The sequence below is a fragment of the Brevibacterium sp. FME37 genome (assembly GCF_014897485.1).
Lineage (GTDB): Bacteria > Actinomycetota > Actinomycetes > Actinomycetales > Brevibacteriaceae > Brevibacterium.
Window position 1 is genome coordinate 153,067 of sequence record NZ_JABUYE010000007.1, and the last position, 13,146, is coordinate 166,212.

General features: G+C 63.5%; 11 protein-coding genes. 4 read left to right on the forward strand and 7 right to left on the reverse strand.

The window, feature by feature from the left end; genetic code table 11:
• Positions 1-228 precede the first annotated feature (228 nt).
• On the reverse strand, positions 229-1,230 hold the full coding sequence (locus INT29_RS10475) for a hypothetical protein (RefSeq protein ID WP_193071577.1): 1,002 nt from the start codon (positions 1,228-1,230) through the stop codon (positions 229-231).
• Positions 1,227-1,805, reverse strand: a complete 579-nt coding sequence (gene dcd, locus INT29_RS10480; RefSeq protein WP_101571608.1) for a dCTP deaminase — start codon at positions 1,803-1,805, stop codon at positions 1,227-1,229. Before dcd ends, INT29_RS10475 begins: the two co-directional genes overlap by 4 nt.
• 384 nt (positions 1,806-2,189) lie before the next feature.
• Here dcd and INT29_RS20640 point away from each other — a divergent pair, with 384 nt between their 5' ends.
• The 3 genes from INT29_RS20640 (at position 2,190) to INT29_RS10495 (ending at position 5,607) form a co-directional block, all read left to right on the forward strand.
• Entirely contained in the window at positions 2,190-3,461 is a 1,272-nt protein-coding gene (locus INT29_RS20640) for an LPXTG cell wall anchor domain-containing protein (protein WP_193071578.1), read from the forward strand.
• A 96-nt stretch (positions 3,462-3,557) separates the two neighbouring features.
• Complete coding sequence (locus tag INT29_RS10490; protein WP_226841845.1) at positions 3,558-4,538, forward strand: ABC transporter; 981 nt, start codon at positions 3,558-3,560, stop codon at positions 4,536-4,538.
• 109 nt (positions 4,539-4,647) lie between these two features.
• Positions 4,648-5,607 (forward strand): hypothetical protein, encoded by a 960-nt coding sequence (locus INT29_RS10495; protein ID WP_193071580.1) that lies wholly within the window; start codon positions 4,648-4,650, stop codon positions 5,605-5,607.
• Positions 5,608-5,616: 9 nt separating this feature from the next.
• Here INT29_RS10495 and INT29_RS10500 read toward each other — a convergent pair whose 3' ends face one another.
• The 4 genes from INT29_RS10500 to INT29_RS10515 all read right to left on the reverse strand — a co-directional run bounded on the left by INT29_RS10500 (position 5,617) and on the right by INT29_RS10515 (position 10,771).
• Positions 5,617-7,626: an NHL domain-containing thioredoxin family protein gene (locus tag INT29_RS10500; protein ID WP_193071581.1), complete on the reverse strand. Its 2,010-nt coding sequence runs from the start codon at positions 7,624-7,626 to the stop codon at positions 5,617-5,619.
• A 162-nt stretch (positions 7,627-7,788) separates the two neighbouring features.
• On the reverse strand, positions 7,789-8,574 hold the full coding sequence (locus INT29_RS10505) for a heme ABC transporter ATP-binding protein (protein WP_193071582.1): 786 nt from the start codon (positions 8,572-8,574) through the stop codon (positions 7,789-7,791).
• 20 nt (positions 8,575-8,594) lie between these two features.
• Complete coding sequence (locus INT29_RS10510) at positions 8,595-9,743, reverse strand: FecCD family ABC transporter permease (RefSeq protein ID WP_257930125.1); 1,149 nt, start codon at positions 9,741-9,743, stop codon at positions 8,595-8,597.
• A complete protein-coding gene (locus INT29_RS10515) occupies positions 9,740-10,771 on the reverse strand; it encodes a heme/hemin ABC transporter substrate-binding protein (protein WP_096159515.1) in 1,032 nt (343 codons plus the stop codon). The genes INT29_RS10510 and INT29_RS10515 overlap by 4 nt, the downstream gene beginning before the upstream one ends.
• A gap of 332 nt (positions 10,772-11,103) precedes the next feature.
• Between INT29_RS10515 and INT29_RS10520 the strand changes: the two genes are divergently transcribed.
• Positions 11,104-12,387, forward strand: a complete 1,284-nt coding sequence (locus tag INT29_RS10520; protein WP_193071583.1) for an alpha/beta hydrolase-fold protein — start codon at positions 11,104-11,106, stop codon at positions 12,385-12,387.
• Here INT29_RS10520 and INT29_RS10525 read toward each other — a convergent pair.
• Complete coding sequence (locus tag INT29_RS10525; RefSeq protein WP_101571622.1) at positions 12,384-13,118, reverse strand: YggS family pyridoxal phosphate-dependent enzyme; 735 nt, start codon at positions 13,116-13,118, stop codon at positions 12,384-12,386. The genes INT29_RS10520 and INT29_RS10525 overlap by 4 nt on opposite strands.
• Positions 13,119-13,146 lie beyond the last annotated feature (28 nt).

Consider the following 13,146-nt stretch of genomic DNA (forward strand, 5'->3'; position numbering starts at 1 on the left):
CGGCGGACACCTCCGTCATTTATATAATCTGCCCGAATGCAGTGCTTGCAAGTATTTTCTCACGACACACTACGTATCTCCCAATCAATGGAGCGGTTGGCGACCGTCATATTGAACACTATTCGTGCAGATTCCCCACGAACACGGTGAACATTCCCGTGCAGATTTCGTTGCAGAAACCTGCGGCAGCTCGCGCACGAGGCTGGGTCGGCTACGGAGCGGGCTGATTCAGCTGCGGAGTTGGCTGCTCGTGACGAGGAAGCCGGTTTCGTCCAGGCCGGTGCCGTCACAGCCGATGAGCAGTTCCGCTCCGATGCTGTCGACGAGGCTGGCCACCTGGTTGCGCATCCGCCGGAAGCGCCGAGTCTGGGCCGGCTGATAGCGCTTCGACTCGGCATCCATCCAATGCAGGTGATATTCGATGAGAGGCATCTGAAGATGCTTGGCAATGATCGGCGGCACCCAGTCAGCCTCGGACACACGAACTTCGAGGATGCCAGCTGCCTCGTGGATGTCCCCGAGCGGGACGAGGAGGGAGTAGCCGTCGAGGATGACCGGCGCCGAAGCGTCGAAGAGAGGATCGTCGATCGCAGCCTGGGCAAGGACCGCCTCATCGGGCGTCGGAAGCGCCTGCTGGAAGGCATGCGGGGCGTGCTTGCGCACAAGCGACAGTGCCACATCAGGCTCGAGCCAATAGGGCGAATAGAGGTAGAGATCGATCTTCGCCTCCGGATCGGGCACGATGACCCGAGTCGGCAGGCCATCTTCGTCTGCGAGGCGAATGCCTGTGTGCAGGCGTGATGCCACGGCCAGGATGAGGCTGAGCATCCGCTCCTCTTCCCTATCGGGCAGACCCCGGGGAAACGCCTTATGCAGTCCGTCGGCGTCGCTGAACCAATCCGGCGGCGGTACCGGTTCACGGTCCCGGGGGCAGTCGATGACAACCGCGTGATGAGCCCAGTCGGGCAACTCGAGCGCGGCGATCGCAGACTCGTCGAGGTCGACGCCCTCACTGAGACGCGAATGTCGGCTCAACCTCAGCTGGCCGTTGTCGTCCAGGCGGGGAGCAAGGTCGGGCAGCCGGTTGTGCACGAGCGCGAGCACATCGGAGACCTCGACCTGTTCATCGAGGAGAAGCAGATGGAAACCGCGCAGGTCCGCCGAGACATCCGTGTCATTGACACGCTCGGCCCCCTCACGCTGCATCCGCAGCTCTCGGCGAGTGGTCACATGTCCCTCCGGAAGAAGTTCAGGTGCGAACGGGAAGCTGTGGGGCCCTGCTGTCCCTGATACCGGTTGCCGGTGGCCTGGGAGCCGTAGGGGTTGAGGGCGGCCGAACTGAGACGGAAGAAGCAGAGCTGGCCGATCTTCATCCCCGGCCACAGGGTGATGGGCAGAGTCGCGACGTTGGAGAGCTCCAGAGTGACATGACCGTTGAATCCGGGATCGATGAAGCCGGCAGTGGAGTGGGTCAGCAGCCCGAGCCGCCCCAGCGATGACTTGCCCTCCAGACGTGCCGCGACATCATCGGGCAGAGTGACGAGCTCGTGCGTCGCGGCGAGCACGAATTCGCCCGGATGCAGCACGAAGGGCTCTCCCGGTGCAGCTTCGACGAAGCGGGTGAGCTCGGGCTGATCGAGGCTCGGGTCGATGACAGGGTATTTGTGGTTGTCGAAGAGACGGAAATAGCGGTCCAGGCACACATCGACGCTGGCGGGCTGGATCAGAGAAGGGTCATAGGGGTCGAGGGCGATGCGTCCGGAGTCGAGCTCGGCGCGAATGTCGCGATCGGAAAGGAGAGTCACATTTCCGATGGTAGTCGCCCGGGGCTCAGGAGTGCAGTGATCGGGGCTCCAGAGGGGGCGAAAAATCTCACAGCCGCCGCAACACGCCGCAATTTGGTAACGAAACCGTAACAATCCCCGCTGTTTTTGCTGGTTTTCTCCCGTGTGTCTCCCCAAAGGGGACCGTGAATGCCTTAGAGTTAGGAGCTGTACGAACCCGCGCACGATGGTGCCTTCCTCTTCTTAAGCCAAGGAATGCCGGGAGTTCCATCGCCTTTCGTGGGTTGACAACAATCGAAAGGCATTACTGTGAAGACCTCGCGTCTTGTGCTTGCCCCCGCAGTAGCCGTTGCATTGACAGGTCTTGCTGGCGCTCCCGCGTTCGCAGCGACAGAGTCCGCTACGGTGCCGGCAGCAAGTAATCTCTGTGCATATGACGATGCACAGCAGTCTGACGACCCCGAAACCGACTCCAAGGTTCCCGACAGCTCGGACCCACAGGCGACTCTGTCAGATGCACAGGTGACCCGGGCCGATATCGCGGACCGCAAAAAGGGCATCGGATTCTCCGGCACCGGCTTCACCCCCGATGACAAGGCGACCGTCACGGTCGTCGGCACCGATGGATCCAAGTACTCGCCGAAGACGAAGCTCACCGTCGACGATAAGGGCAAGGTGTCCGGCACCTACTTCTTCTCCGTCACGGACGACGCCAAGGTTCCTGCGGGCAACTACTCGCTTTACCTCACCGATGAGAAGACCGAGAAGGACTCCTCGAAGGTGTCCTTCGAGGTCGTGCCCAGCGCTTCAGACGTCGACGACAAGGCCAAGGGCGACGATTGCACCTCTGCAACCGGTCCTGCTCCAACCCCGTCGGAGACCAAGACGGAGGACCCATCCGAGAGCGCAAAGCCGACTCCGTCTGAGACCAAGTCGGACGAGCCGAGCGAGAAGCCTTCTGAGACCAAGTCCGAAGAGCCGACTGAGTCCGAAACGCCCGAGCCCACGGACACCGACGACAAGTCGAAGGCCAAAGCTGACGAGACCACGGAGGCACCAGCTCCCACCGAATCTGAGGCTCCAGAGTCCGAGGCTCCGGAGTCCGAGGCTCCGGAAACCGCGGACGCGACCGAGGCAGCGCCTTCGGAGACAACCGCTCCGGCCAGCCCCGGAACCGATGAGGGTGAGAAGAAGGCCGCGGCCACCGCGACCCAGGCGCTCATCATCGATCCGACCGAGATCAGCTCCGAGGACTTCCTCGACGAGGGCATCAAACTCGGCATCACCGGTGCACAGCCAGGTGAGAAGATCACGATCACGGTCGAGCATGCCCAGGGCAAGGTCGACCGCTACACGATGACCAAGGAAGCTGATTCTGAGGGCAAGGCGACCTTCGGAGTGCAGGCGAAGGTCAAGGCTGTTCTGGGAACCTACAATGTTCGTGCCCAGGCGGACAGCTTCGACAAGCCACAGGGCGGCAGCTTCACCGTCGTCACCAACGGCACCTCGGTCGATGAAGGCGGAGCCAACGGCAGCGACAGTGGCAGCGACCTGCCCCGCACCGGTGCTGAAATGACCGGATTGGCCCTCGGCGTCGGACTCCTCGTCGTCGGTGCCGCAGCTGTCGTCATCACTCGTCGGCGGATGACCGCCTCCGACGATCCTGCGGAGTTCTAAGGTCCGTTGAACGATGAATTGTCCCTAGCGGGGCTGCACCTCGGAAGACACCAGATCGATCTCGGTCGTCTCCGAGCAGGGACAATGCTCGGTCTCATGGGCAGCACGGACAGCACCACTGAGGTGGTGCTGTCCGTTGCTGCGCGCTCCGACGTCGCACCTCCACCGCAGTTCCCGACCGGTCTCCGGTCGGGGCGAACTCGTGTGCGCAGCTGGGTCAGAAAGTATCTTCGCGAAGCCAATGCCGGATCTGGGGAGGCGGCATTGGCTCAGGCGTACACGGAGTTCGGGGTCAAACCCGAAACACTGAAGTCCCGGCTCGGCGAACTCGATGCCAGTGAATATGCGAAACTCGGCTTGGCTGTGGCGTGGGCGAGCGGTTCGACATGGTTGACCTTCATCGACCCCTTCGCATCCGTCCCCGGCCATTTGCGTGCCGGCCTGCGCGGCCGCTTGGCCGATCTGGCCGCAGCACACGGCCGCGGGATCGTCTTCACCTCGAATACGCTGACCGATTTCACCGTCGCCGAGGCGGGGACGGCCAATATCGAAAAAGGTGAGCTCGTCGCGTTCGGCACTCTGGAACAGGTCGTCACGGAACCTCGGGGCTCCCTGCCGGCCGAACTCAGCGGTGTCAACGTCTATTCCGGGTTGGCGCGCAAGGGCTGGCTGTCGATCGGTCACTCCGCGGTCAAGGCGCGAACAGAACTCGACGGGAAGGTCTTCGTCACGCTGGGGTGGCGCAGTGCGCTCCTATCATTGGACGAACACGACCCGGCGTTCACCTCGGCGACGGTGTTCGAAGCCATTGTGATCGGACTCCGCGATCGCGGATCCTGCCTGCAGGCGAAACTCTCGCCGGTGGATACGGAGATGGGACTCGCCCTCGACGTGGACCTGGCCGACGTGGCCGGGGTCTCCGGTAGCTCTGGTAGTTCCGGGGGTGGGGGTGGATTCGGAGTCCTGCACCCCAGCCTCGGCGAATCGATCGCCTCACTGCGCGCCAACGTCAAAATCGGCACCCATGTCTTCGTCGAGGTCGACACCTCGGCGCTGCACGCGTATTCGGTGGAATAACCCCTGCCACTCCACTGTCCCGTGTGTCCGCACTGCTCATGGCCTCAAGTTGCGGGCAATTGGCATTAAACTGAAATCCCCTCCATCCCCCACCGATTCAGGAGAATCAATGCGAACTTCGCGCAAACTTCTGATTTCGGCGCTTCTGGTCATCGTCCTCACTGTGGCCGCGGTTCCCCTCCTCAACCTCACCGTCTACACACCTGCCCGCGCCGCTGAAGCCTATATTTCGGCAATCGAGCATGCCGATGCCGAGCGCGCGTTCTCTTACCTCTCCTCCCCCACCCCGTCATCGACTCTGGCACTCAATCATGATGTGCTCTCTGCCGCTCCAGACCTGCCGCGCGATGCCGAGGCGAAGACGGTCTCGATAGACGACGACCATGCGAAGGTCTCACTGAGCTATGTGCTGTCCTCGCAGACGCAGACCGTGGACCTGTCCATGGTGAAATTGCCGGCGGCTGCCGGGCTCTTCGACAGGTGGGTCATCGAGCAGAAGAAGTGGCCGACCCTTGATCTGCAGGTCGAAGGCTCGTCGACTGCCACTGTCAACGGGTACGGAGTCGCCGCCGGAACGGTCCCCGTGCTGTTCCCGGCGACCTACCTCGTCGGCTTCGATGCGACCTATCTCAAGTCGAAGCCCGAACGCGCCGAGGTGATCGCACCGACCGACACCGCCCAGATCGCGCTGTCGCCCGAGCCCACTGCGAAGCTGGAGCAGGCTGTCAACAAACAGGTCAGCGAGCATCTGCACAAGTGTGTGAAGGCGAAGACTCTGTACCCCTCGGACTGTGTGTTCGGCTACGACACGGACAACGAGATCCTCGGTGATGTGAAGTGGTCGCTGGTACGTGAACCCCAGGTCAGCCTGGCCGCCTCGGGCAATGACCTCGAGCTCACTCCCTCAACGGTGGAGGTGCGCATCCAGGGACGCTACCGCGACATCGTCACAGCGGCCGAGCATGACTTCGACGAAACCCTCTCCTTCGTCATGGGAGGCTCTGTCATCGTCAAGTCCTCACAGGTCCGCTTCGATCCGCGTCGCCTCGGCGACGTCACCGTGAAGTAGCGGCGAGTCTCAGGCTCCGCGGAGGTCGAGGGTGAGTTCAGCGGGGGCGGAGGCGACGAGGTCGACTGGAATGCCCCAGTCCTGCTGGTAGAGATGGCATGCCGCGTGCAATGGAATCTCTCCGCCTGGTTCGCCGTCGCAGGCGGCAGCGCGTGCGGTCACGTGCAGGACCCCTGATGCAAGTTCAGGGTTGATGACGATGTCGCGCTTGAGACCTTCCGCTCCTCCGTCGCCGGAGACGATGAGCTCTGGAGGTGTCGACGAAACCTGCAGATACGTAGGATCACCCCACCGGTCATCAAGCTTCTGACCTGCTGGAACAGTGAAGCTCACGGTCACGGACACTGGGCCCGACGCGATCTCGGTCGAAGGGCGATTGCTGGTGAGCGCACCCTCGTCGACGCGCTGAGCATCCTTGGGCAGCTTCACTCTCGTCAGGGCGTGTGAGGCGGACTCGACGATGAGGAGTTCGGCTTCAGCGGCTTCGGTGCCGTCGGTCGATTCGGCGGCTGAGGCGGCTGAGGCGGCTTCGAGGACGAAGATGTCGGAAGGTTCGCGCAGGCCACGGGCCAGGGTCGAGACCTCGTTCGTGGTGAAGTCGTAGCGGCGGATCGCCCCGTTGTAGGTGTCGGCGATCGCGATCGAACCATCAGGCAGTCTCCGCACCCCAAGGGGATGCTGCAGCCTGGCTTCGGCTGCGGGTCCGTCGCGGAATCCGAAGTCGAAGAGTCCCTCGCCGATGAGCGTGGACACGGATCCGGTGTTCGGGTCGAGGCGGCGGATCGCAGACGTCTCAGAGTCGGCGATGAACACATCACCGTCGGAGCTGAGGTCAAGGCCCGATGTCTGCGCGAACCACGCGTTCTCAGAGTCGCCGTCGGCCAGGCCTTCGTTCATGGTGCCCGAGAGCAGGCGGATCGACCCGGCTTCGGGGTCGAACGACCAGATAGTGTGGTTGCCTGCCATCGCCACAACCACCTCGGCGGTGGAAGGGACGAAGAGGACATCCCACGGCGAGGAGAGCTTCACGTCGAGAGCGGGACCGTCGTAGCGGCCGAGTTCACCGTAGGTGCCGACCACGTTGTCGATCGCGCCGACCATATGCTGCGCACCGGTGCCGGCGATCGTCGTCACGGTTTCGGTCTCGAGGTTGATGCCGCGCAGCGTGTGATTGACGGTGTCGGCGACGACGAGGTGATAGCCGGCCTTCGCCGCCACATCATCGGGGAGGACGGTGATGCCGCCGGGTTCGCTGAAACTCGCCGAGGTGAGATCGCCGTCGTCCGCTCCGCGTTCACCGGTGCCGATGCGGCGGATGATCGTCTGTCCGCTGGAATCGTATTCGACGAGGCTGTGGTGTCCCGAATCGGCGACGAGCAGGTTGCCTGAGGACAGTGCGGTGACTTTCCCGGGGTAGAACAACTCGGTCTCCGGCGCTGGTGGCGGCACGTATGGTCCGTCGCCGGAGTGCAGTGTGCCCTTCGCCGAGTGCTCTTCGATGAGCCCCTCGATGATCTCACCGAGCCCTGCGCCGTGGCCTTCACCCGACAGGGTCGCAACCAGGTAGCCCTCGGGGTCGATGACGGCCAATGTGGGCCAGGCCCGGGCGGTGTAGGCCTGCCAGGTGACGAGGTCCGGGTCGTCGAGGACGAGGTGTTCGACCTGGTAGCGCTCGACGGCCTGATCGACGGCCTCGACTGTGCGCTCGAACTCGAACTTCGGGGAGTGGACGCCGACGATGACGAGTTCCTGTGCGTACTTCTCCTCGAGCGGGCGCAGCTCGTCCAGCACGTGCAGACAGTTGATGCAGCAGAAGGTCCAGAAATCGAGCAGGATCACCTTGCCGCGCAAGTCGGCCAGGCTCAGCTCCTTGCCTCCGGAATTCATCCATCGGCGGCCGATGAGTTCAGGTGCGCGCACCTTGACGACGTGGGGCGCGGCGGACTTCGACGCGGTGGACGATGATGCAGCGGAGGGATCTCCCGCCGAGGCTGCGGTTTCCTGCGGACTGTTAGTCATGCCTCCATCTTCACAGATTCACCGCCGAGGCGGGAGTCCGGGTGTCATCATGTGACCTTCCGTCGCGGCCCGGGATGGCGCGCCTCCGCGCTTTGTGGGTTCCGCGGGGCTCCGCACGTTTCAAACCGGAGCTTCGCACACCTCGGGTCTGGGCTTCTCACGTCACACGGGGACGAGGATCGGGGTGTCGATTCCTTCGGCTTTCAGCCTGCGCACGCGCTGGCCGTAGACCTCCTCGACGAGTTCCTCGCTCAACGCCTCTTCCGGTACTCCATCGGCGACGAGTTCTCCATTGCCGAAGACGAGCACTCGGTCCGCATATCTCAGAGCGAGATTGAGGTCGTGGAGGACCACGATGATGGCCGCTCCCTCATCTCGCAGATTCCTGACCGATCGCAGCAGGGTCTCCTGGTGTTTGAGATCGAGGGCCGCGGTGGGTTCGTCGAGGAAGATGACGGGCGTCGTCTGCACTCTCGTCCGGGCATAGGAGACACGAGCGGCCTCGCCACCGGACAGCGTCGTGATATCCCGGGTTTCGAAACCGGCGAGATCAGAGTCCTCGATCGCCTCGGCGACCAGCTCCTCGTCGCGCACAGGGTCGACGCCCCAGGGCAGACGCCCCATATGCACGGCTTCTCTCACACTGAACGAGAAGTTCGAACTGTTGTGCTGGAGCATGACCGATCGCTTCCTCGCCAGGGGTCCTGGCTTCCACGAACGAACGTCGATGCCCGAGATCTCCACCCTGCCCTGCGTCGGCGCGACATCTCCGGCCAGCAGGGACAGCATCGTTGATTTTCCAGCACCGTTGGGCCCGACGAGAGCCACGACTTCCCCGGCCCGCAGGCTGAACGAGATTCCGGAGACGAGCTCACGACCGTCGACGGCAAAGGTCACATCCTCTGTTCGGATGACAACCTCGGCGGTGGGGTCCTCTGCTTCCTTCATCACTTCTCTCATCATCTTCGTCACCATGAGCTTTTCCGCATTCGCACGACCAGGAACAGGAAGAAGGGCGCCCCGACGGCCGCGGTGAAGAGTCCGATGGGCACCTCGGCCGGCGGGGCCACAACGCGGGAAGCGCAGTCGGCGGCGACGATGAGGATCGATCCGACGATCGCCGAGATCGGGAGCAGTCCTCGGTGGCCGGGGCCGACGATGATGCGCACGATGTGCGGAACGACGAGCCCGACGAAGCCGATAGCACCGGCGAAGGCGACCGCCGCACCCGTGAGCAGTGCGGTCGCGACGATGATGACCAGGCGGCTCCGTTTGACGTTGAGACCCAGGTGCTGGGCTTCGCGTTCCCCAAGTGTGAGCACGTCGAGAGCGCGGGTGCTGATGAGCAGAATGGCCAACCCGATGACGAAGATCGGCACGGTCGCCGCTATCTGCGCCCAGGTGACCTTGCTCAGCGAGCCCATCTGCCAGAACGTCAGCGTCTGCAGCTGCGCATCATCGGCGATGAACGTGAAGAAGCCGGTCAGCGCCTGGCATCCGGACCCCACGGCGATACCGACGAGCAGCATGCGCGAGGTTCCGGTGTTGCGACCGGGCCGAGCGAGGACGTAGATCAGGCCGGTGACCGCGAGACCGGCGAGGAAGGCGCCGAGAGGCAGCAGCCAGGTGATGGAGCTGCCGGCGAGCACGATGACGCCGACCGCGCCCGCCGAGGCTCCGCCGCTGACCCCGATGATGCCGGGGTCGGCGAGCGGGTTGTTGAATAGGCTCTGCAGAGCGGCACCGGAGATCGCCAGCGCCGCGCCGACCAAGACGCCCATGAGCACGCGGGGGACGCGCAGCTGCCACACGACCGAGACGTCGCGCTGGCTGAGGTCCCCACCGTCGACGAGTCCCAGCTGGGCGAACACGATCCGGGCGACGTCGCCGAGCGGTATGCGCAGCGGACCGACCGACGCCGAGATGGTCATGAGCAGAGCCAGAACGGCCAGGCCGATGACCACACAGGTCAGAAGCGGCAGCCGTCGCACATCATGACGCCTCTCCGACTTCTTGTCTGCGCGCCTCTCGGCTTTCTGGTCTGTGCGCTGACCGGGTTCAGCAGTGCCACGATGATCCTTCGTGACACTGCTGTGCTCGGAGACTGACCGAGTCACGGAAGCTTCGCGACGGCCTTGGCGAGAGCCTGGGCTCCGACGCCGATTTCGGGGCTGGAATACTTCAGCTGGGCATCGGGCATGACGAAGATCGCGGAGTTCTCTCCGGCAGGGGTCTGCTGGAGCGTCGGGAATGCCTCCCAGAGACCCTCCTCACCGCCCCACTTCTCGTAGTCGGATTCGGCCATGACGATGACGTCGGGCGCAGAGGAGACGATTCCCTCGTTGCTGAATTCGCGGGAGTATCCGCGCAGCTTCGACTCCGACCCGACGCTCGTGTAGCCGAGGGTCTCGATCATCTCATTGCCCGGCGTTCCGGTGCCCGCCACTGCGTTCTGCCCGCCTGCACCATTGGCCGTGACCTCGATGACGGACAGATCCTGCTTATCGGATTCCTTGGCCATCGTGGCGGCATCGGCAAGCTGGTCGTCAACGAGTTCGGCCAGTTCCTCACCGGCGTCTTCGGCTCCCACATAGGAAGCAACGGCCTTGAGCTTGTCTCCCTGCGACTGCTGATCATCCATGACGACAGCTTCGGTGCCGGCGTCACGGAACTGCTCGGCGACCGAGCCATGACGCTTGGTGTTGTCGCCGATGAAGAGGGTGCCGTTCATCGCGAGCAGTCCCTCGACTCCCGTTTCCTTCGTGAATTCGAAGTGCTCCGGCGCCCCAAGCCCCTCCGGGGACGTCGAGTTCTCGGGTGCGGCGGCGATGTTGTCCTTGAGGCCGAGCGCTCCGAGAGTGGAGGCGACCCCGTCCCCGGCGACGATGATCTTGTCGATGTCCTTGACCTCGACCTCGGTGTCCGTGCCGTCCTTGACCTTCGCCGGCAGCTTCGGCTCCGCCTCGATCGAGGAGAAGTCGCTTGTTCCCCCGACCTTTTCCCAGCCTTCCGGAAGGGGGACAGAGAGGTCTGAGCCCGAATCCGCCTCGTCGGAGGTGTCATTCGTGGCTCCGGAGCTGGCCCCTCCACAGCCGGCGAGTGCGAGGGCACAAGCGGCACCGATGATCGTCAAGCTCTTTTTCATTGCTCTCCTTGGTACAGCCGCGATCTCTTCCGAGATCCCGGGCGACGTTGTCGTGGTTCCGTTCAGGGTGAAGCCATTCAGGGTGCTCGTGGGTCTGCCAGCCATCGCGATGGAGCGGTGCAGAGAACTCGACCGGCGACTGAGTCCACCCAGCACGTCAAGAATCCGATGAGCTTCTATGTCGGTAAGCCTAACCTAATCCCTTAGACTAGCAATGTTGTCAGCAGTCCTGTCCAGCGCGGAACCTCGAGGTCCGCAATGCGATACTCACCCGGCTGCTCGGACGATACCGTCCACACCTGCCCAGAAGGACCATCTGCAAGGATTCATTCGTGCGCTTCACAGACATTCAGGCCGCCTATTTTGGGGCCGACACCGGGATCGCCAGCGCTTCTGCCGACAGCGAGGAGCGATTCTGGAATGACGTCGCCACGCTCGGCACCCCCATAGTCAACCCGTGTGAGACCGACGAAGATATGCGGGATATCACATTCCTCTACCGCGTCACCGACCCCGAGATCCGCAGTGTGAGACTCGTGGCCAATCGGGTAACCGACAAACACCGTCAGGCACTGGGCATCATGAGCCGCGTGCCCGGCACGGGAATCTGGGGCGTGACCCTGACCTTGCCCGCCGATCTCCGCTGTTCCTACGGTTTCAGCCCCTCGACCTCGGACATGCCAGAGCCGATGGGCACGGGGCGGAATGTCGGGCCGTCGGTATTCGTCGATGGATTCAACGCCGATGCGCCCCTGCGCAGGCCGAACGTGTCCGAGCCCACCGTCGGGACCTCCGTGTTCTCCGGGCCCCTGGCACCCGATCACAGCATGTGGTCCTCCGCCGAGGCGGCCCCCGGATTCGTAACTACTTCCGTTCGCGAGATCGGCGGGATCACCTGCCCGGTGCACGTCTATACGCCCGACACGAAGCGGCCGGAGGGTCTGCTCGTCCTCTTCGACGGCGACGACTGGTTCGAAGGGCTCGATGTGGCCCGCGCCTGCGAAGCGGCCGGTCTGCCGCCGATCGTGATCATCGGCATCGGCGCCCGAAGCCGCGCGCTGCGGGTCGGCGCTCTTGGAGGCAACCGGGAGTTCCTCAAGCAGGTGACAGATGAGCTGCTGCCACAGATCGAGGACGATCTGGGGCAGCAGGGCTATGCGCTGCCCGACCGCTCGCAGCGGATCGTTGGAGGTCAGAGCCTGGGCGGGCTGTCGGCCCTGCTCATGGCACTCGACTCCCCCACAGCTGTCGGTGCAGTCCTCGCACATTCATCGTCGCTCTGGTGGCATCCGGGAGGCGAGGCAAGCCCGGCCGATCTCAACCGACTCAACACCGACACCTGGCTGACGTGCCAGTTCTCAGAGGCGAAGCGCCCCGAGGTGGAGTTCCACCTCGCCGTAGGCAGCCGAGAGGACCTCATGATCGATCACACGCGCCGACTCGCTGAGGTGCTCAGCAATAAGGGGTGCGAGACGTCGCTGTCTGTCTATCAGGGCGGTCACGACTTTGCCTGTTGGCGCGGGGCGCTCATCGACGGCTTGCGAGCCCACTTCCGCCAGAAGGCGCAGAGTCCCAGCGGTAATGACGGCCGTGCCTTGAAGCCGCGTCAGGATTAGTCGCGGGTTCCGAAGACGCTCGAACCGACGCGGACCATGGTGGCGCCTTCGGCGATGGCGAGTTCGAAGTCGCTGCTCATCCCCATGGAGAGTTCGCTCGCTTCGGCGGGCATGACGCCCGAGGTGAGGAGCTTCTCGCTGAGTTCACGGAGTTCGGTGTAGCTGGGACGGATCTCTTCGGGCGTCCGCCCGGGAAGACCGATCGTCATGAGTCCGCGCAATCTCATCCGGGTGAACCCACGAAGTTCGGAGATGAGTGCCTCAGCATCCTCGGGCGCGATCCCGGACTTCGAGTCCTCACGCGAGGTGTTGACCTGCACGAAGCAGTCAATGGTCTGATCGAGGACGTCCAGTCGATTGCTGATCTTCGTCGCAAGCTCAAGAGTGTCGACGGATTGGATGCAGTGCGCATGGCGCAGTGTGTGATTGACCTTGTTCTTCTGCAGGGGGCCGATAAGATGCGCCTGATGGTCCAGATCCGCAATGTCATCGGCCTTGCTCACCAGCTCCTGCACCTTGTTCTCCCCGATGAGCGTGAAGCCGTGCTCGATGGCGACGCGGATCCTCTCTGCCGGTTGAGTCTTGGTCGCGAGCAGCACGCGCACGTCATCACGTGCTCGTCCGCTCGCCTCGGCGGCGGTCGCTGTGCGTTCGGCAACCTCGTCAAGGTTGTCTCTGATAGACGCGATCGCGTCCTCGGTCAGTGATGCAGGTGTGTCTGAAGAACTCATGCTTCCAGTCTTCCACGTCCCTGCGCAG

Excerpts from the sequence above, each read along its gene's own strand:
- INT29_RS10515 (WP_096159515.1), bottom strand. The coding sequence starts at position 10,771 with ATGAAAAAGAGCTTGACGATCATCGGTGCCGCTTGTGCCCTCGCACTC.
- INT29_RS10495 (WP_193071580.1), top strand. The coding sequence starts at position 4,648 with ATGCGAACTTCGCGCAAACTTCTGATTTCGGCGCTTCTGGTCATCGTC.
- INT29_RS10525 (WP_101571622.1), bottom strand. The coding sequence starts at position 13,118 with ATGAGTTCTTCAGACACACCTGCATCACTGACCGAGGACGCGATCGCG.
- INT29_RS10505 (WP_193071582.1), bottom strand. The coding sequence starts at position 8,574 with ATGAAGGAAGCAGAGGACCCCACCGCCGAGGTTGTCATCCGAACAGAG.
- INT29_RS10500 (WP_193071581.1), bottom strand. The coding sequence starts at position 7,626 with ATGACTAACAGTCCGCAGGAAACCGCAGCCTCGGCGGGAGATCCCTCC.
- INT29_RS10490 (WP_226841845.1), top strand. The coding sequence starts at position 3,558 with ATGGGCAGCACGGACAGCACCACTGAGGTGGTGCTGTCCGTTGCTGCG.